This is a genomic window from Streptomyces sp. SID14478, assembly GCF_010548525.1.
In the GTDB taxonomy this organism is placed as follows: Bacteria; Actinomycetota; Actinomycetes; order Streptomycetales; family Streptomycetaceae; genus Streptomyces.
The window spans coordinates 1-18,514 of sequence record NZ_JAAGMG010001067.1 but is presented as its reverse complement, the minus strand read 5'-3'; the positions used below and the strand labels follow the sequence as shown (position 1 = coordinate 18,514).

Genomic DNA, 18,514 nt, shown 5'->3' with positions numbered 1-18,514 from the left:
CAGCCGGCAAGGCGCTGCGGCAGCGGGTGCCGCGCTCCGCGCACGCCGGGTTCGAGCCGCGGGCGGACCGGCCGGGCGCCCTGCAGGCCGTCGAGGAGTCCAACCAGGGCCGCATCCCCGAGCTGGCCCCCCTGCGCGTGGGACGCATGACCGCGTCGCCCTTCGCCTTCCTGCGCGGGTCCGCGGGCCTCATGGCGTACGACCTGGTCGGTACGCCCCTGACCGGCATCGGCGCACAGATATGCGGCGACGCGCACGCCGCCAATTTCGGCCTGTACGGGGATGCGCGCGGCGGGCTCGTCATCGACCTGAACGACTTCGACGAGACGGTGCACGGCCCCTGGGAATGGGACGTCAAGCGGCTCGCCGCCTCCCTCGTGCTCGCCGGCCGGGAGGCCGGTGCGGACGCGGACACCTGCCGGAAAGCGGCGCATGACGCGGCGGGTGCCTACCGGCGCACGATGCGGCTGCTCGCGAAGCTTCCGGCGCTCGACTCGTGGAACGCGATCGCGGACGAGGAGCTCGTCTCCCACACCGACGCCCATGACCTGCTGGGAACCCTGGAGAGGGTCTCCCAGAAGGCGCGGAACAACACCAGTGGGCGCTTCGCCGCCAAGTCCACGGAGGCCGCGGAAGGCGGCGGGCGTCGCTTCGTGGACGCGCCGCCGGTGCTGCGGGTGATACCCGACGAGGAGACCTCGGCCGTCGCCTCCTCCCTCGGCGCGTACCTGGAGACCCTGTCCGAGGACAGGCTTCCGCTGCTCGGGCGGTACGCGATCCACGACGTGGCGTTCCGGGTCGTGGGGACCGGCAGCGTGGGCACCCGGTCGTACGTGGTGCTGCTGCTCGACCACCGCGGCGAGCCGCTCGTGCTGCAGGTGAAGGAGGCGCGGCCGTCCGCGCTGCTGCCGCACCTGCCCGCCGTCGGGTTCGAGGCGCCGGCCGTCGCGCACGAGGGGCGGCGCGTGGTGCTCGGGCAGAAGCGGATGCAGGTGGTCAGCGACTTCCTGCTCGGCTGGACGACGGTGGACGAACGGCCTTTCCAGGTACGCCAGTTCAGGAACCGCAAGGGCAGCGTCGATCCGGCCGCACTCGCCGCCGACCAGATCGACGACTACGCGCGGATGACCGGTGCGCTGCTGGCCCGTGCCCATGCGCACAGTGCCGACCCGCGGTACATCGCCGGGTACTGCGGCAAGAACGAGGAGCTGGACGAGGCCGTGGCGACCTTCGCGGTCGCCTACGCGGACCGTACCGAGGCCGACCATGCGGAGCTGGTGCGGGCGGTGCGGGAGGGGAAGGTGAAGGCGGAGGCGGGGGTGTGAGGACCGCCGGGTCAGGGGCGCGACGCGTTCTGCCGGACAGGCCCTAGGCTGGACGGGTGACGACGCCGGAGACCGATGTGCCAGGGCAGCCGGAGGAGCAGCCTCAGGAGCGGCCGGAGGAGCGCCTCGAGCGGGCCGTACGCGCCGCTGAACAGGCGCTGATCGAATTCGAGATCGCGGTGGAGACCTTCCGGGTCGAGGTCGAGAACTTCTCCCGGCTCCATCACCAGCGGCTCGGGCCGATGTACACGCGGCTCGACGAGCTGGAAGCGCTGATCGCCGAGGCGACGGCGGCCCGTACCGGGGACCCGGAGGACCGGGCCAAGGCCGATGAGGCGCGGGCGCGGGTGATGCCGATGCCGGGCGTCGAGGAACTGTTCCACGGGTGGATGGGCGGGGACGGGCTGTTCCCGGAGGCCGCGGCGATGCTGACCGAGCAGCCGGTGCGGCCGCCCCAGCGGGTGCGGCCCGGCGACGAGGCCCGCAAGCTCTACCGCGAGCTGGTCCGCAAGGCGCACCCGGACCTCGCGCAGGACGACGAGGAGCGGGCCCGGCGCGGCGAGTTCATCGCGCGGGTGAACGCGGCGTACGGGCGCGGTGACGAGCCGCTGCTGCGCGAGCTGGCGCAGGAGTGGGCGGCCGGTCCGGTGCCGCCCGAGCGCGAGCCCACGCCGAGCGAGGAGCTGTACGCGCGTCTCGAGTGGCTGGCGCAGCGCAAGGAACTCCTCGCGGCCGTGGCGCAGGAGCTGGAGGAGAGCGCGATCGGCGCGATGCTGCGGATGGCGCCGGAGGACCCGGACGCGCTGCTGGAGGAGATCGCCGAGCAGTTGCTCGGGCAGGTCGCCGAGCGGGAGGCCGAACTGGAGCGGCTGTCCGCTGCCTGATCCGGGATCCTCGGGTGTCCGATCCGGGCCTATCCGGTGTCTGATCCGGGCTTCTCCGCTGCCTGATCCGGATTCCTCGGGTGTCTGGTCCGGGCTTCTCCGGTCGGGGTGTGCTTCGGAGATTCTCTGGTGTCTGGTTCGGATTTCTCCGGGCGAGGCGTGCTTCGGGTGAACGCGGGGCTGGATTCTGAGGCTCGGGTGGGGCGTGGGGCGGGGTCGGGTAGCGTCGGGGGCATGGTTCTTGGTTCTGGTGTGCCCACGGTCGGTGTCGACGAGCTCAAGGAGGGCGACTTCCTCCTCGACGTCCGTGAGGACGACGAGTGGCAGGCGGGTCACGCCGCCGGTGCGCTGCACATCCCGATGAGCGAATTCGTCGCCCGCATCGGCGAGTTGACCGAGGCGGCGCCGCAGGACGGCCGGGTCAACGTGGTCTGCCGTGTCGGCGGCCGGTCCGCGCAGGTGACCGCCTACCTGGCGCAGCAGGGCATCGACGCGGTGAACGTGGCGGGCGGCATGCAGGCGTGGGAAGCGGCCGGCCGCCCCGTCGTGGACGACAACGGGCAGCCGGGCTCCGTGGTCTGACCCCCGGGCTCTTCCGGGGCGGCGGTCAGCCGAGCGGGTGCGCCGCCAGCAGGTCGCCGAGTGCCTCCTCGTGCGCGGCGGCCGGGCCGAGCGAGAGCTCCAGGTGTTTGGCCCAGGCGTGGTAGCGGTGCAGTGAGTAGTCCGTGTCCGCGCCGAAGCCGCCGTGCAGGTGCTGGGCGGTCTGCACGATGCGACGGACACCGTCGGACGCCCAGGTCTTGGCGACGGCCACGTCACCGGCGACCGGCAGCGCACCGCCCGCCCCGCTGCTGATGCGCCAGGCGGCCTGCCACAGGGTGGCCTCCATCGCGCGCAGGTCGATGTAGCGGTCGGCGGCCTGCACGGCGACCGCCTGGAACGTGGCGATGGGGTGGCCGAACTGCTCGCGCTTGCTCGCGTAGTCGCTGGTCATCTTGAGGACGCCCTCGCCGAGTCCGAGCGCGAGCGCGCACGTGCCGGTGGCGAGCAGGTCGTGCAGCAGGGGCCAGGCGGCGGGATCGGTGAGGACGTCGGACGACGCGAGCGCGGCGTCGTCGAGGCGGAGTTCGGCCAGGCGCTCTCCGGTCGTCGAGAGCTGCTCGGCGAAGGAGCACCCCGGCAGGCCGGCGGCGGGGCCCGGCACCAGCGCGAGCACGGTGGCGCCCTCGGCGGTGTGCGCGGGCACGACGATCCGGTCCGCGTTCCATGCCCAGGGGATCGCCGTCTGGACGCCGTCGAGGGTCCAGCCCCCGTCGGGCGCGCGCAGGGCGGTGACGGCGAGGTCGGCCGGGTCGTGTCCGGTGCGGCCGGCCGAGGCCACGGTCAGGGTGAGTTCGCCGCGGGCCGCGCGGGGGAGGATGTCGGCCCGCGCCTCCTGGCTCCCGTAGGCCCCCACGGCAGCGGTGGCCGCGCTGTGCTCCAGCAGCGGCACCCGGGCAAGCACCTTCGCGGACTCGCGCAGCACCAGGCACAGCGCGATGGCGTCGAGCCCCGCGCCCCCGTGCTCCGGTGCGATCAACAGGCTCAGCAGATCGGCGTCGGCGACCTTGGACCACAGGGCGCGGTCGAAGTCGTCGGCCACGGGTCCTGAGGTGAGCGCGGGGCTCGGCACTGCGTCGGGCGCGACCGGTGCGAACACCGCGCGCGCCGCCTCGACGGCCGCCTGCTGTTCCTCGGAGAAGGTGAAGTCCACCGGGCTGTCCTCCCGTTTCCCTGGCGCCGTAATCTGACGGGCCGTCAAGATAGAACAGGTTCTATGAGAAGGGAACAGGCCCGTCCGTGCGGCACGGGGGATCAGCGGTCGAAGTCCAACTCCACCTTCTCCGTGGTCGGATGGGACTGACAGGCCAGCACATAGCCCGCCTCGGTCTCCTCGGGTTCGAGCGCGAAGTTGCGGTCCATGCGGACGGATCCTTGGACGAGGAAGGCGCGGCAGGTGCCGCACACGCCGCCCTTGCAGGCGTAGGGAGCGTCCGAACGGTTCCGCAGTACCGCCTCCAGGAGCGACTCGCCGTCCTGCACCGGCCAGGTGCCCGCGCGGCCGTCGAGCTGTGCGGTCACCGTGCTGTGCGCGGGAGCGGCCGCCGGGGCCGGGCGGGCCGGAACGGGGCCGTCGTCCACGTGGAAGATCTCCTCGTGGACGCGCTCGCGCCGCACGCCGAGGCCTCGTAGCGCCCGCTCGGCGCCCTGCACCAGACCGAACGGCCCGCACAGGAACCAGCCCGCCACCTCGCCCACCGGAAGCAGCGCCGGCAGTAGTGCCGCGAGCCGCTCCTTGTCGAGGCGGCCCGACGCCAGGCCTGCCTGTTGCTCCTCCCGGGACACCACGGTGACCAGCTGGAACCGGTCGGGGTAGCGGTCCTTGAGGTCGGCGACCTCCTCCAGGAACATCGTCGAGGCGGTGGTCCGGTCGCTGCGCACCAGACAGAACCGGGCCCCGGGCTCCCGCGCCAGCAGTGTCGAGGCGATGGACAGGACCGGGGTGATGCCGCTGCCGCCGACCACCGCGGCGTAGTGCCCGGGCGCCGGGTCCAGGGTGAAGCGCCCCGCCGGGGTCATCACCTCCACCTCGTCGCCGACGGCGATCTCCTTGTGCGCGTACGTCGAGAAGGCACCGCCGTCGACCAGGCGGACGCCGACGCGCAGCTCCCGCGGAGGCTCCCCGGCCGGGACCGCGGAGCAGATCGAGTACGTGCGACGGACCTCCGTGCCGTCCACGCTGCGGCGCAGGGCCAGGTGCTGGCCCGGCGCGTGGCGGAACGCCTCGCGCAGTTCCTCGGGCACGGCGAAGGTGAGGGCCACCGCGTCGTCGGTGAGTCGGTCGACCGCGCGGACCGGGAGCCGGTGGAAGCGGGCCCTGGCAGCTGCTGCCATCACAACTCCTTGAAGTGGTCGAAGGGTTCACGGCAGGACAGGCAGCGGCGCAGGGCCTTGCACGCGGTGGAGGAGAAGCGGCTCAGCAGCTCGGTGTCGGGGGAACCGCAGTGCGGGCAGGTCAGCGGGTCCGTGGTGTGCCGGGTCGGGCCGAGGGCGAGGGTGATGGGGCCGGAGGGGGCGCGCGTCGTGCGGGGTGGCGCTATGCCGAACTCCCTGAGCTTGCGGCGTCCTTCGGGGGTGATGTCGTCCGTCGACCAGGCGGGCGCGAGCACCGTGCGGACGGTGACCTCGGGGATGCCGCGCTCGTGCAGGACCTGCTCGATGTCGCTCGCCATCGTCTCGATCGCGGGGCACCCGGTGTACGTGGGGCTCAGCTCGACCTCGACGCGGCCGGGGCCCACGGTGTGCACGGCGCGCAGCACGCCCAGCTCCGCCAGGCTCAGCACGGGTAGTTCGGGGTCGGGCACGGAGCCGGCCAGGCCCCGCAGCTCGGCCTCCAGCGGCGTCTCGTTCTCGTGGGCGAGGGTCACCATGACGCCCCCGGGTGGCTGCGGTGCAGGTGCTGCATCTCGGCGAGCATGCGGCCGAAGGACTCGGTGTGCAGGCCCTGGCGCCCGGCCCCGGCGCGCCAGGCCCCCGTCGTCGGCCCCTCGGGGACCGTCAGGGTGGCCTCTCGCAGCACGGCGGTCACGGTCGCCGACCAACTGAGCTGCATCTCCTGCCAGTTCACGTCCAGTCCGGCCACGGGCAGGAACATCTCGCCGGTGAAGCGCCACAGCGCGTCGACGGCGCGCTGCATCCGGGCGTGGCTCTCCTCGGTGCCGTCGCCGAGGCGCAGCGTCCACTGCCTGGCGTGGTCCTGGTGGTAGGCGACCTCCTTGACCGCTTTGGCGGCGAGCGGGGCGAACTCGCTGTCGCCGCCGGCCAGGTGGCCGTAGAGGAGCTGCTGGTAGGTGGAGAAGTAGAGCTGGCGGGCGATGGTGTGGGCGAAGTCGCCGTTCGGCTGTTCCACCAGCTGCAGGTTGCGGAAGGCGCGCTCTTCGCGCAGGTACGCCAGCTCGTCCTCGTCGCCGACGGAGCTCAGCAGGACGCGGGCCTGGCCGAGCAGGTCGAGCGCGATGTTCGCCAGGGCGACCTCCTCCTCCAGGACCGGGGCGTGTCCCGCCCACTCCCCCAGGCGGTGCGAGAGCACCAGGGCGTCGTCGCCGAGGGCCAGGGCGGCCGCCGTGGCGGGCGTCTGCTGCACGGGCTGCGTCACAGGTGCTTCACCCCTTCCGGGATCTCGTAGAACGTCGGGTGCCGGTACGGCTTGTCGCCGGCCGGCTCGAAGAACGAGTCCTTCTCGTCCGGGGACGAGGCGGTGATCGCCGTGGACGGCACGACCCACAGGGAGACGCCCTCGCCGCGGCGCGTGTACAGGTCCCGTGCGTTGCGCAGGGCCAGCTCGGCGTCGGGGGCGTGCAGGCTGCCGGCGTGGGTGTGGGCGAGGCCGCGGCGGGGACGGACGAAGACCTCCCACAGAGGCCAGTCGGCGGTGCTCGGGGTCTCGCTCATGCTGCTGACCTGCCTTCTCGGGTCGGGGCCGGGTCCGTGCCGGCGTGCTTGGCCGCGTGGGCCGCGGCGGCCGCGCGGACCCAGGCGCCCTCGTCGTGGGCGCGGCGGCGCTGGGTGATCCGCTGTTCGTTGCACGGGCCGTTGCCCTGGAGGACGCCCTTGAACTCCGCCCAGTCGATCGCGCCGAAGTCGTGCTGCCCCCGCTCCTCGTTCCACTTCAACTCCGGGTCGGGGAGCGTCAGTCCGAGGGAGGCGGCCTGGGGGACGCAGATGTCGACGAAGCGCTGGCGCAGTTCGTCGTTCGAGTGGCGCTTGATCTTCCACTCCATGGACTGCGCGGAGTGGGCCGACTCGTCGTCGGGCGGGCCGAACATCATCAGCGACGGCCACCACCAGCGGTCCACCGCGTCCTGGGCCATCGCGTGCTGGGCCTCGGTGCCCCGGCTGAGGGCGAGCAGCGACTCGTAGCCCTGGCGCTGGTGGAAGGACTCCTCCTTGCAGACGCGGACCATCGCGCGCGCGTAGGGGCCGTACGAGCAGCGGCACAGCGGCACCTGGTTCGTGATCGCCGCGCCGTCCACCAGCCAGCCGATCGCTCCCACGTCGGCCCAGGTCAGCGTCGGGTAGTTGAAGATCGAGGAGTACTTCTGCCGGCCGCTGTGCAGCTTGTCGAGCAGTTCGTCGCGGCCCGTGCCGAGGGTCTCGGCCGCGCTGTAGAGGTACAGCCCGTGTCCCGCTTCGTCCTGCACCTTCGCCATCAGGATCGCCTTGCGGCGCAGGGAGGGCGCGCGCGTGATCCAGTTCGCCTCCGGCTGCATGCCGATGATCTCGGAGTGCGCGTGCTGCGCGATCTGGCGCACCAGCGTCGCGCGGTAGGCGTCGGGCATCCAGTCGCGGGGCTCGATGCGCTCGTCCGCCGCGACGGCGGCGTCGAACGCGTTCTGGAAGGCGGCCGCGTCGTCGGTGCTGCCGGAGCGGCCCGCGTCCGTCCCGGCTGCCTGGTGGTGCGGGGCTGCTGTCGCCATTCCCGGTCCCCTCGCCCTTGGATGCCCGATGCCGGCCGGGCCGCTGCATGCTCCCGACCGATCGTTCGGTTCGTTGGATTCAATGGTGGGACGTGGCGCCGTAGGGTGTCAACCCTGAGCCGCCGGGCCTGTGGATAACCTCGGGCAGCTGTGCTGAGCGGCCGCTCCCCAGTACCGTTCCGGTTCGTCGCACCCGGCGGGCCCTGCCGCGCGGAATCGGTTCGCCCGGGAACGGGCGCCCGACCGGGCTCGTGGGCGGGGTCGGACGGGTCAGGGGAACTACGGACCGGGGAACGGGGAGCACCGATGGAGACCGAAGCAGGCGCCGCGGACGAGGCCGCCCGGCGCACGCCTCAGGAGCCGACACCCGCACCGCCGGACCCGCCCGGGCGCCGGGGCATCGCGGCGCTCTCCCTGCGCTACCAGGTGGTCGCCGCACTGGCCCTCGCGGCCGTCGCGCTCGTCGCCTGCGTCCACGTCCTCATGGTGTTCCTGCACGTCGCGCCGCCGAACACGGTGTCCAAGCAGCACAGCGAGGCGATCGACGAGTGGATCTACCCGGAGTTCGAGCAGAACTGGAAACTGTTCGCGCCGAACCCGCTCCAGCAGAACATCGCCGTCGAGACCCGGGCCGAGATCCGCACGTCCGGCGGTGAGCTGCGCACCACCCGCTGGTACGACCTGTCCGGGCAGGACGGCGCCGCCATCGACGGCAACGTACTGCCCAGCCACACCACGCAGAACGAACTGCGCCGCGCCTGGGACGTCTACTCGTCCACGCACGACGCCCAGAACCGGCCGACCGGACTGCGCGGGACGCTGTCCGAGCAGTACCTGCGCCGCATCCTCGTCCTGCGCCTGGACCGGCTCGACGCGGCCGGCAAGGGCGACGTCGTCGAACGCGTCCAGGTCCGCTCGCGCTCGACCGCGGTCACACCCCCGAAGTGGAGCGCCGAGAAGGTGAGTCAGAAGCCGGTCTACCGGCAGGTGCCCTGGTGGACGGTGACGTCCAAGGACGCGCCGCTCGACGCCGGGACGCACCTTCGGGTGCAGTCCGCGACGGGCGGTGTCCGATGAGCAGCCGTGACACCGTGCAGCCGACCCGGGTCGAGAAGATGCTGAGCGCGGGCGTCCAGCGGATCACCGCGTCGCCGCTCGGCCGCTATCAGAGCGCCGTGATCCGCATCGGGTTCTCCGCGACCTGGCTGCTGTTCCTGCTGCGCGAGTTCCCGCACCGCCAGGAGCTGTACGGGCCCGACGGGCCCTGGAGCTGGGGCCTGGCGCAGCAGCTCGTCGCCGACAACCACGCCTTCACCGCCCTCATGTGGTCCGACGGCCAGGCGTGGTTCGAGATCGTCTACGTGGTGGCCGTACTGGCGTCCGTCCTGCTGATGCTGGGCTGGCACACCCGCGCGATGTCGGTCCTGTTCATGGTCGGCGTGCTGTCGCTGCAGAACCGCAGCATCTTCGTGGGCGACGGCGGCGACAACGTCATCCACCTCATGTCGATCTACCTGGTCTTCCTCCGCTGCGGGCAGGTGTGGTCGCTGGACGCGCGCCGCGCGGCACGCGCGCGTGCCCGCCAGGAGACGTCGGGAGGACCGACGCCCGAGGACCGCGGCGGGGTCGCCCTGTGGTGGGTCGTGGGTCTGGCGCTCGCGGCGATCACGTTCACCGGCGACGTGACCGGCGGCTGGCTGTCGCTGTTCTGGGGGCTGTGGGCCGCCCAGGGCGTGTGGTGGGGCGTCAACCGCCGCGCGGAGGCCGGGGACCCCCGTCTGTTGTGCGACGTCGTCGGCAACGTCGTGCACAACGCCGCCCTGCTGGTGATCATGGTCGAGGCGTGCCTGATCTACGCGACCGCCGGCTGGTACAAGATCCAGGGCAGCCGCTGGCAGGACGGCACCGCGGTCTACTACCCGCTGCACCTGGACTACTTCTCGCCGTGGCCCGCCCTGGCCGATCTGCTGACCACGTTCGGTCCGATGGTGCTGCTCGTGACGTACGGGACCGTCGCCGTCCAGGTCGCCTTCCCGTTCACGGTCTTCAACCGGCGGGTCAAGAACGTCCTGTTGGTGTTCATGATCCTTGAGCACGCGGTCATCGCCGTCGTCCTCGGGCTGCCGTTCTTCTCGCTCGCGATGATCGCCGCCGACGCGGTGTTCCTGCCGACGTCCTTCCTGTTGCGCGTCGGCGGCTGGGCGGCACGCGCGCGTGGTCGCGTGTCTCCCGGGACGCGCGAGAAGCAGGTGCCCGTCCCGCGCACGGCGGAGGAGGCCCAGACGCCGACGGAGCGGACGCCCACGGCGCGCACGTAGGCTTTCGGACATGAGCGGGACGAGCACGGACAGCGGCGCGGACGGCGCCCTCGGAGGTCCTGAGGGCGCGGTGCGGGCCTGGCGTCGGCGCGCCGACGCGGCGGTACTGCTCGACGGGTTCCACGCCCTCAAGCACGCCCTGCGCTTCGGCGCCGACGTCCCCGTGGCACTCGCCGCGGACCGCACGGCCGCGCTCGCCCTGGCCGCCGAACTCGCTCCCGATGTCGCGGCCGGCCTGGACGCCCTCCTCGTGGAGGTGGAACCGGACGTCCTGCGGGCGCTCGTGCCGCGGCTGCACCCGACCGGAGTCGCCGCCCTCGCGGCCCGCCCCGCGCGCGCCGCCAACCTGGCCGCACTCGCCCGTGAGGGACGCGGCACTCCTGTCGTCGTCCTCGACAACCCGCGCAACCTGGGCAATGCGGGGGCCGTCATCCGCCTCGCCGCCGGCTACGGCGCCACCGGGGTCGTCACGACGGGCAGCCTCGACCCCTGGCATCCCACCGTCGTTCGGGGCGGGGCCGGGCTGCACTTCGCGACCGCCGTGGAGCGGCTCGGCGTCGACGAGCTGCCTACAGGGCCGCTGTACGCGCTCGACCCCGAAGGCGCGGACATCCGCGGCCTGAAGCTGCCCGACGACGCACTGCTCGCCTTCGGGTCCGAGCGCAGTGGCCTGTCCGACGCGCTACGCGCGCGTGCCGACGAGTTGGTGTCCCTGCCGATGCGGCCCCAGGTCTCCAGCTACAACCTGGCCACCAGCGTCGGCATGACACTGTTCCACTGGAGTGCACACAGCACTTCTGCTCCCTAGGAAGCGACCTGGGCGGCGTCCCGGCGGACCTCCACCACCCGGAAGCGGTTCGCGACGAAGGCGCCGTCGCACAGCGCCGCGTTCGCCGCAGGGTTGCCGCCCGAGCCGTGGAAGTCGGAGAACGCCGCCGTCTGGTTCACGTACACGCCGCCCGTGAGGTTGAGCGAGAGCTGGGCGCACTCCTCCAGGCAGACCTCCTCGACGGCCCCGGCCACCTCCTCGGACGTGGTGTACGCGCCGACGGTCATCGCGCCCTTCTCGCGCACCGTGCGCCGCAGCAGCTCCACCGCGTCCTGCGCGGAGTCCACGGCCACGGCGAAGGAGACGGGACCGAAGCACTCGCTCATGTAGGCGGCCTCGGCGTCCGGCTTGGCTCCGTCCAGCTTCACGATCACGGGCGTGCGCACCACGGCGTCCGGGAACTCCGGGTTGCTGATCTCCCGCGAGGGCAGGGCGACTTCGCCGAGTCCGGGGGCGGCCTCCAGGCGGGCCTTCACGTCCGGGTTCACCAGCGCGCCGAGCAGTCCGTTGGCCCGGGCGTCGTCGCCGAGCAGGCCGCCGACCGACCGTGCGAGGTCCGCGACCACCTCGTCGTACGACTTGGGTCCCTCGTCGGTGGTGATGCCCTCGCGCGGCACCAGCAGGTTCTGCGGGGTCGTGCACATCTGGCCGCTGTACAGGGACAGCGAGAACGCCAGGTTCGCCAGCATGCCCTTGTAGTTGTCCGTGCCGTCGATCACGACGGTGTTCACGCCGGCCTTCTCCGTGTAGACCTGCGCCTGGCGGGCGTGGGTCTCCAGCCAGTCGCCGAAGGACGTCGAACCCGTGTAGTCGATGATCTTGATCTCGGGGCGGACGGCCAGCGTCTTGGCGATGCCCTCTGCGTCCCGCTCGGCGGCGAGCGCCACCAGGTTCGGATCGAAGCCCGCCTCGGCGAGCACCTCGCGGGCCACCTGCACGGTGAGCGCGAGCGGCAGGACCGCACGCGGGTGCGGCTTCACCAAGACCGGGTTGCCCGTCGCCAAGGAGGCGAACAGGCCCGGGTACCCGTTCCACGTGGGGAACGTGTTGCAGCCGATCAGCAGGGCGATGCCGCGCCCGACCGGGGTGAACTCCTTGTCCAGGACCAGGGGATCGCGCTTGCCCTGCGGCTTGGACCACTGCATCGCGTCCGGCGTGCGGACCTGCTCCGCGTACGCGTACGCCACCGCTTCGAGACCGCGGTCCTGGGCGTGCGGTCCGCCCGCCTGGAACGCCATCATGAAGGCCTGGCCGCTGGTGTGCATGACCGCGTGCGCGAACTCGTGCGTCCGCGCGCTGATCCGGGCCAGGATCTCCAGGCACACCGCCGCGCGCACCTCGGCGCCCGCCTCGCGCCACGCGCGCATGCCCGCGCGCATGGCCGGCAGCAGCGCCTCGATGTCGGCGTGCGGGTAGGTGATCCCCAACTCGATCCCGTACGGGGACACTTCACCGCCGACGAAGCCGTCCGTGCCCGCCTGGCCCAGGTCGAGCCGGGTGCCGAGCAGTGCGTCGAAGGCGGCCTTGCCCTCGGCGAGGCTCAGGCTCCCGTTCTCCCCGTAGGCCTTGGGGTGCTCGGGGTGGGGGGACCAGTAGGCGCGCGTGCGGATCGCTTCGAGCGCCTGGTCGAGGGTCGGCCGGTGCTGGGCGATCAGGTCGTGCGCGGTGGGTTCGGCGGCGGCCATGGCGGACCAACTCCTCCTGGGCTGCGGCTCCTCGTCGAGCCGGCGAGCAGGGCGGGACGGGACAAGACAGGGCGGGCTGGGCACGGGTGCACAGTCAGAGTTAGAGTAACCGAACGATCGGTCGGGACAAGAGGGTGCGGGGAACCTGTGGAAAACCGCCCTAACGAGCCCCGGAGGCCCGCGGAGTCGTCGCGTGCGGAAGGATCAGGACCCACAAGAGCGGCGCGCAGCGCCTCGGGCACGGTGGTGGAGGGAGGCGGGAGGCCGTGACAGCACATGACCGTCTCGTCGGCGTGGTCGGCACCGGCACGATGGGCCAGGGCATCGCCCAGGTGGCACTGGTCGCCGGGCATCCCGTCCGGCTGTACGACGCCGTGCCCGGCCGGGCACGGACGGCCGCCGACGCGATCGCCGCGCGGCTCGACCGGCTCGTCGAAAAGGGCCGCATGAGCGCCGAGGAGCGGGTGGCCGCAGGGGCCCGCCTCGCGCCCGCGCAGACGCTCGGGGAGCTCGCCGACGCCGCCCTGGTCGTCGAGGCCGTCCTGGAGGAACTGGACGTCAAACAGCAGCTGTTCCGCGACCTGGAGGACGTGGTCGCGCAGGACTGTCTGCTCGCCACGAACACCTCGTCCCTGTCCGTGACGGCGATCGGCGGCGCGCTGCGGCTGCCCGGCCGCTTCGTCGGGCTGCACTTCTTCAACCCCGCGCCGCTGCTGCCCCTGGTCGAGGTCGTCTCCGGCTCCGCCACGGACGTCACCGCGGCCACGCGCGCGTACGAGACCGCACGCGCCTGGGGCAAGACCCCGGTGGCCTGCGCCGACACCCCCGGCTTCCTGGTCAACCGCATCGCGCGGCCCTTCTACGCGGAGGCGTTCGCCGTCTACGAGGACCAGGCCGCCGACCCCGCCACCATCGACGCCGTGCTCCGCGAGAGCGGCGGCTTCAAGATGGGCGCCTTCGAACTGACCGACCTGATCGGCCAAGACGTCAACGAGGCAGTGACCCGCTCCGTGTGGGAGGGCTTCTTCCAGGACGTGAAGTTCCGGCCGTCGCTGGCCCAGCGCCGCCTCGTCGAGGCGGGACACCTCGGCCGCAAGGCGGGCCAGGGCTGGTACGCGTACGGCGACGACACGGAGCGCCCCGAACCGCACACCGCCGCGCCCGCAGAAAAGCCCGCATACGTAGTCGTGGAAGGCGATCTCGGACCCGCGCGCGAGCTGCTCGCCCTCATCCGGGACGCCGGCATCGAGGTGCGCGAGGAGGACGAGGACAACGGCACCCGGCTGGTGCTGCCGAGCGGCGGCCAGCTCGCCCTCGCGGACGGCCAGACGTCCATCGAGTACCGGGACGTCGTCTACTTCGACCTCGCGCTCGACTACCGGGCGGCCACCCGTGTGGCGCTGTCCGCCGCCAAGGACGCCGACCGGCGCACCTTGGAGGAGGCCGTCGGTCTCTTCCAGGCGCTCGGCAAGGACGTCAGCGTCATCGGTGACATGCCCGGCATGATCGTCGCCCGGACCGTGGCCCGCATCATCGACCTGGCGCACGACGCCGTCGCCAAGGGCGTCGCCACCGAGGAGGACATCGACATCGCGATGCGGCTCGGGGTCAACTACCCGCTGGGGCCGATCGAATGGAGCCGCAGGCTCGGCAAGAACTGGGCGTACGCCCTCCTGGACGACCTGCATCTGCGCGACCCTTCAGGGCGCTACGCGCCGTCCCTGGCGCTCTACCGCCATTCGTACGCCCCCGAGAAGCGGGAGGGCTCCCAGCAATGACCAGCGCCCGGCACACCAGCACCCGGCACGACAGCACGGAGCGACGCGACGGCACCGCACGACGCGACGGCACGGGGCGACGCGACACGTACACCCCCGACACCCTGCTCGCCGTCGCCGTCACCGTCTTCAACGAACGCGGCTACGACGGCACCTCCATGGAGCACCTCTCCAAGGCGGCCGGCATCTCCAAGTCGTCGATCTACCACCACGTGGCGGGCAAGGAGGAGCTGCTGCGGCGGGCCGTGAGCCGCGCGCTGGACGGCCTCTTCGGGATCCTCGACGAGGAACCCGCGCGCGTGGGCAGGGCGGTGGAGCGCCTGGAGTACGTCACGCGGCGCATGGTCGAGGTGCTGACCGGTGAACTGCCCTACGTCACCCTCCTGTTGCGGGTGCGCGGCAACACCGACACCGAGCGCTGGGCCATGGAGCGGCGCAGGGAGTTCGACCACCAGGTCGCCGCGCTCCTGAAGGCGGCCGCCGCCGACGGGGACGTGCGCGGCGACATGGACGGACGCCTCGCCACGCGGCTCGTCTTCGGCATGATCAACTCGCTGGTCGAGTGGTACCGGCCCGACGGGGGCGGCCTGCAGGACCGTGAAGTGGCCGACGCGGTCGCGAAGTTGGTCTTCGGAGGCCTGCGCAAGGAGGGCTGAAGGCCCCGGAAGCGCCCACGCCCCCCAGCCGGCAGCCTCTCCCAAGGGCCGGAACGAGGCGCCTAGGCGTCCGGCGCCGTCGCGTCCAGGGACTCCTCCTCGAAGACCAGCAGGGTGCGGGTGCTGAGCACTTCGGGGATGGCCTGGAGCTTGGTGAGGACCAGTTCGCGCAGGGCGCGGTTGTCCGGCGTGTGCACCAGGATCAGGACGTCGAAGTCGCCGCTGACCAGCGCGATGTGCGAGGCCTCCGGCATCCGGCGCAGCTGGTCGCGGACCGTGCGCCAGGAGTTCTGGACGATCTTGAGCGTGATGTACGCGGACGCGCCCTGGCCGGCTCTCTCATGGTTGACGCGGGCGCCGAACCCGCGGATCACGCGGTCCTCGATGAGGCGGTTGATGCGGGCGTAGGCGTTGGCCCGTGACACATGGACGCGCTCGGCGACGGAACGTATCGACGCGCGCCCGTCCTTCTGCAGCATCTGAAGGATGTCGCGGTCGATGGCGTCCAGCGGCCGGACGGCCGGTTCGGGGACGTCCGGATCCCGGCCGCCGGGGCCGTCGGCCATTTGTTCAGATGCCATCCGCCCGCGCCTCCTTACCATGGACGTACTGCGTTCATCTCAGGCCGTGGAGAACCGTTTGTCCACAGCCTGGAGGTGCCTGTAGCCAAAATGTGCCGACGACCGAACAATCGGTAGGTGAGGCGCATCACACCCGACGCGCCCTCGAAGCCGCTCCCACGAGGAGGAGGTGCCGTCATGACGGTCATGGAACAGCGGGACGCCCAGCGCGCAGGCAGCCCCACGCCGCCGCCCGCCTGGCAGCCCCGCACGGACCCCGCGCCGCTGCTGCCCGACGCGGAGCCGTACCGGGTGCTGGGCACCGGCGCCGCCGCCGAGGCGGACCCCGCGCTGCTGCGCAGGCTCTACGCGGAGGTGGTGCGAGGCCGCCGGTACAACGCGCAGGCGACCGCCCTGACGAAGCAGGGCCGTCTCGCCGTCTACCCCTCGACGACCGGCCAGGAGGCCGCCGAGGTCGCCGCCGCGCTCGTGCTGCAGGAGCGGGACTGGCTCTTCCCCAGCTACCGCGACACCCTCGCCGCCGTGGCCCGCGGCCTGGACCCCGTCCAGGCGCTCACGCTGCTGCGCGGCGACTGGCACACCGGGTACGACCCGCGGGAGCACCGCATCGCGCCCCTGTGCACGCCGCTGGCGACGCAGCTCCCGCATGCCGTGGGCCTCGCACATGCCGCACGGCTCAAAGGCGACGACGTGGTGGCGCTCGCCATGGTCGGCGACGGCGGCACCAGTGAGGGCGACTTCCACGAGGCACTGAACTTCGCCGCCGTCTGGCAGGCCCCGGTGGTCTTCCTCGTGCAGAACAACGGGTTCGCCATCTCCGTGCCGCTGGCCAAGCAGACCGCGGCGCCGACCCTGGCCCACAAGGCCGTCGGGTACGGGATGCCGGGCCGCCTGGTCGACGGGAACGACGCGGTGGCCCTGCACGAGGTGCTGAGCGATGCCGTGACCCGCGCGCGCGGGGGCGGCGGCCCGACCCTGATCGAGGCCGTCACGTACCGGATGGACGCGCACACGAACGCCGACGACGCGACGCGCTACCGCAGCGACGCCGAGGTCGAGGCCTGGCGCGCGCACGACCCGATCCTGCTCCTGGAACGGGAGCTGACGGCCCGCGCACTGATCGACGAGGACGGCATACAGGCCGTGCGCGACGACGCGGAGACCATGGCGGCCTCGCTGCGCGCGCGCATGAACCAGCACGCGGCGCTCGACCCGATGGACCTGTTCGCCGACGTGTATGCCGAACCGACACCGCAACTGAACGAGCAGGCGGCCCAGTTGAGGGCCGAGCTGGCAGCCGAGGCGGAAGCGTCCGAAGGGGGCCGGGCATGACCACCGTCGCCGACCAGCAGGTCACGAAGGCGGCCACGAAACCCGCCACGATGGCGCAGGCCCTCGGGCGCGCGCTGCGGGACTCCATGGCCGCGGACCCGTCCGTGCACGTCATGGGCGAGGACGTGGGCACGCTCGGCGGCGTCTTCCGGATCACCGACGGTCTCGCCGCCGAGTTCGGCGAGGACCGCTGCACCGACACGCCCCTCGCGGAGGCCGGCATTCTCGGCGCCGCCGTCGGCATGGCGATGTACGGGCTGCGGCCGGTCGTGGAGATGCAGTTCGACGCCTTCGCGTACCCGGCCTTCGAGCAGCTGGTCTCGCACGTCGCGCGCATGCGCAACCGCACGCGCGGGGCGATGCCGCTGCCGATCACGATCCGCATTCCCTACGGGGGCGGCATCGGCGGGGTGGAGCATCACAGCGACTCGTCCGAGGCGTACTACATGGCGACGCCGGGGCTCACCGTCGTCACGCCCGCCACCGTCGCCGACGCGTACGGGCTGCTGCGGCAGTCGATCGCCTCCGACGACCCGGTGGTGTTCCTGGAGCCCAAGCGGCTGTACTGGGCGAAGGATTCCTGGAACCCTGCGCAGCCGGTGGACGTTGAGCCGATAGGCACGGCAGTGGTCCGCCGCCCGGGGACCAGTGCCACGCTGATCACGTACGGACCGTCCGTGCCCGTCTGCCTGGAGGCGGCCGAGGCGGCCCGGGCGGAGGGCTGGGACCTCGAAGTGGTCGATCTGCGCTCGCTGGTGCCGTTCGACGACGCGACGGTGGCGGCGTCCGTGCGCCGTACCGGGCGTGCGGTCGTCGTGCACGAGTCGGGCGGCTTCGGCGGGCCCGGCGGGGAGATCGCCGCGCGCGTGACCGAGCGCTGCTTCCACCACCTGGAGGCGCCGGTGCTGCGGGTGGCCGGGTTCGACATCCCCTATCCGCCGCCGATGCTGGAGCGGCACCATCTGCCGGGGGTGGACCGGGTGTTGGACGCCGTCGCACGCCTGCAGTGGGACCAGTGAGGTCCGGTGAGAGCCGGTGAGGTCCGTGGGGCCAGCAAGTTCGGTGTGTCTGATGCGTCTGATGCGTCTGATGCGTCTGATGCATCTGATGCATCGGGTGTGCCTGATGGGTCGGGTGCGTTTGGTGGGTCTAGTGGGTCTAGTGGGGCTGGTGGGTCCAGCGAGATCAGTGAGGGAGGGAGTGGGCTGATGGCACAGGTTCTGGAGTTCAAGCTGCCCGACCTCGGCGAGGGGCTCACCGAGGCGGAGATCGTGCGGTGGCTGGTGGCGGTCGGTGACGTGGTCGCCGTCGACCAGCCCGTCGTCGAGGTGGAGACCGCCAAGGCGATGGTCGAGGTGCCGTGCCCGTACGGCGGCGTGGTGACGGCCCGCTTCGGCGACGAGGGGTCCGAGCTGCCGGTGGGAGCGCCCTTGCTGACGGTCGCCGTGGGCGCCGACGCCGAATCGGCCGCCACGGCCCCGGCGGCCGAGGAGGCCGAGGGCTCGGGGAACGTGCTGGTGGGGTACGGGACCGCTGCCGCGCCCGCCAGACGAGCGCGCGTGCGGCCCGGCTCCGCCGGGGGAGCGGGCGGGACGGGCGCCGCCGGCCCC

At 72.4% G+C, this 18,514-nt stretch carries 19 protein-coding genes; 11 read left to right on the top strand and 8 right to left on the bottom strand.

All coding sequences use genetic code 11. From position 1 onward, the window contains the following. The 3 genes from G3I40_RS34850 to G3I40_RS34840 form a co-directional block, all read left to right on the top strand. Nucleotides 1-1,325: DUF2252 domain-containing protein (locus G3I40_RS34850; protein WP_164558844.1), on the top strand; the 1,325-nt coding region annotated here is incomplete at its 5' end. Nucleotides 1,326-1,381: 56 nt separating this feature from the next. Then, nucleotides 1,382-2,209: a hypothetical protein gene (locus G3I40_RS34845; RefSeq protein WP_164558843.1), complete on the top strand. Its 828-nt coding sequence runs from the start codon at nt 1,382-1,384 to the stop codon at nt 2,207-2,209. A 252-nt stretch (nt 2,210-2,461) separates the two neighbouring features. Further along, on the top strand, nt 2,462-2,791 hold the full coding sequence (locus G3I40_RS34840; protein WP_164558849.1) for a rhodanese-like domain-containing protein: 330 nt from the start codon (nt 2,462-2,464) through the stop codon (nt 2,789-2,791). 25 nt (nt 2,792-2,816) lie between these two features. Here G3I40_RS34840 and G3I40_RS34835 read toward each other — a convergent pair whose 3' ends face one another. The 6 genes from G3I40_RS34835 to paaA form a co-directional block, all read right to left on the bottom strand. After that, nucleotides 2,817-3,962, bottom strand: a complete 1,146-nt coding sequence (locus tag G3I40_RS34835) for an acyl-CoA dehydrogenase family protein (protein WP_164558842.1) — start codon at nt 3,960-3,962, stop codon at nt 2,817-2,819. A gap of 101 nt (nt 3,963-4,063) precedes the next feature. Further along, the gene (gene paaE, locus G3I40_RS34830) at nt 4,064-5,143 is read right to left on the bottom strand and encodes a 1,2-phenylacetyl-CoA epoxidase subunit PaaE (RefSeq protein WP_164558841.1); all 1,080 of its coding nucleotides are present in this window, start codon (nt 5,141-5,143) and stop codon (nt 4,064-4,066) included. Then, nucleotides 5,143-5,679: a 1,2-phenylacetyl-CoA epoxidase subunit PaaD gene (gene paaD / locus G3I40_RS34825; protein ID WP_164558840.1), complete on the bottom strand. Its 537-nt coding sequence runs from the start codon at nt 5,677-5,679 to the stop codon at nt 5,143-5,145. Before paaD ends, paaE begins: the two co-directional genes overlap by 1 nt. Further along, entirely contained in the window at nt 5,673-6,404 is a 732-nt protein-coding gene (gene paaC / locus G3I40_RS34820; RefSeq protein ID WP_343245112.1) for a 1,2-phenylacetyl-CoA epoxidase subunit PaaC, read from the bottom strand. Before paaC ends, paaD begins: the two co-directional genes overlap by 7 nt. Beyond that, nucleotides 6,401-6,700 carry a 1,2-phenylacetyl-CoA epoxidase subunit PaaB gene (gene paaB, locus G3I40_RS34815; protein ID WP_164558839.1) on the bottom strand — a complete coding sequence of 100 codons (300 nt, stop codon included), beginning with the start codon at nt 6,698-6,700 and terminating at the stop codon, nt 6,401-6,403. The genes paaC and paaB overlap by 4 nt, the downstream gene beginning before the upstream one ends. After that, nucleotides 6,697-7,725 (bottom strand): 1,2-phenylacetyl-CoA epoxidase subunit PaaA, encoded by a 1,029-nt coding sequence (gene paaA, locus G3I40_RS34810; RefSeq protein WP_164558838.1) that lies wholly within the window; start codon nt 7,723-7,725, stop codon nt 6,697-6,699. Before paaA ends, paaB begins: the two co-directional genes overlap by 4 nt. Before the next feature lie 306 nt (nt 7,726-8,031). Between paaA and G3I40_RS34805 the strand changes: the two genes are divergently transcribed. From G3I40_RS34805 to G3I40_RS34795, 3 genes are read left to right on the top strand one after another with little or no spacing between them, the layout of a single operon-like run. Beyond that, nucleotides 8,032-8,802 (top strand): DUF5819 family protein, encoded by a 771-nt coding sequence (locus G3I40_RS34805; protein WP_164558837.1) that lies wholly within the window; start codon nt 8,032-8,034, stop codon nt 8,800-8,802. After that, nucleotides 8,799-10,043: an HTTM domain-containing protein gene (locus G3I40_RS34800; RefSeq protein WP_239092125.1), complete on the top strand. Its 1,245-nt coding sequence runs from the start codon at nt 8,799-8,801 to the stop codon at nt 10,041-10,043. The genes G3I40_RS34805 and G3I40_RS34800 overlap by 4 nt, the downstream gene beginning before the upstream one ends. A 10-nt stretch (nt 10,044-10,053) precedes the next feature. Next, a complete protein-coding gene (locus G3I40_RS34795) occupies nt 10,054-10,851 on the top strand; it encodes a TrmH family RNA methyltransferase (RefSeq protein WP_164558836.1) in 798 nt (265 codons plus the stop codon). On the opposite strand, the gene paaN is transcribed toward G3I40_RS34795, so the two are convergent. Continuing rightward, nucleotides 10,848-12,557 (bottom strand): phenylacetic acid degradation protein PaaN, encoded by a 1,710-nt coding sequence (paaN, locus tag G3I40_RS34790; RefSeq protein ID WP_164558835.1) that lies wholly within the window; start codon nt 12,555-12,557, stop codon nt 10,848-10,850. The two genes, G3I40_RS34795 and paaN, sit on opposite strands and share 4 nt — an antisense overlap. 266 nt (nt 12,558-12,823) lie before the next feature. Here paaN and G3I40_RS34785 point away from each other — a divergent pair, with 266 nt between their 5' ends. Together G3I40_RS34785 and G3I40_RS34780 are read left to right on the top strand one after the other, a co-directional pair. Continuing rightward, on the top strand, nt 12,824-14,335 hold the full coding sequence (locus tag G3I40_RS34785) for a 3-hydroxyacyl-CoA dehydrogenase (RefSeq protein ID WP_164558834.1): 1,512 nt from the start codon (nt 12,824-12,826) through the stop codon (nt 14,333-14,335). Next, nucleotides 14,332-14,991 carry a TetR/AcrR family transcriptional regulator gene (locus tag G3I40_RS34780; RefSeq protein WP_239092124.1) on the top strand — a complete coding sequence of 220 codons (660 nt, stop codon included), beginning with the start codon at nt 14,332-14,334 and terminating at the stop codon, nt 14,989-14,991. Before G3I40_RS34785 ends, G3I40_RS34780 begins: the two co-directional genes overlap by 4 nt. A 62-nt stretch (nt 14,992-15,053) precedes the next feature. On the opposite strand, the gene G3I40_RS34775 is transcribed toward G3I40_RS34780, so the two are convergent. Next, nucleotides 15,054-15,557: an Lrp/AsnC family transcriptional regulator gene (locus G3I40_RS34775; RefSeq protein WP_164558845.1), complete on the bottom strand. Its 504-nt coding sequence runs from the start codon at nt 15,555-15,557 to the stop codon at nt 15,054-15,056. Between the two features lie 192 nt (nt 15,558-15,749). On the opposite strand from G3I40_RS34775, the gene pdhA reads away from it, so the two are divergent. The 3 genes from pdhA to G3I40_RS34760 form a co-directional block, all read left to right on the top strand. Continuing rightward, the gene (pdhA, locus tag G3I40_RS34770) at nt 15,750-16,904 is read left to right on the top strand and encodes a pyruvate dehydrogenase (acetyl-transferring) E1 component subunit alpha (RefSeq protein WP_164558833.1); all 1,155 of its coding nucleotides are present in this window, start codon (nt 15,750-15,752) and stop codon (nt 16,902-16,904) included. Further along, nucleotides 16,901-17,923: an alpha-ketoacid dehydrogenase subunit beta gene (locus G3I40_RS34765; RefSeq protein WP_164558832.1), complete on the top strand. Its 1,023-nt coding sequence runs from the start codon at nt 16,901-16,903 to the stop codon at nt 17,921-17,923. The genes pdhA and G3I40_RS34765 overlap by 4 nt, the downstream gene beginning before the upstream one ends. 189 nt (nt 17,924-18,112) lie before the next feature. Beyond that, nucleotides 18,113-18,514 (top strand): biotin/lipoyl-containing protein (locus G3I40_RS34760; RefSeq protein WP_343245111.1); only part of this gene is annotated, 402 nt, incomplete at its 3' end.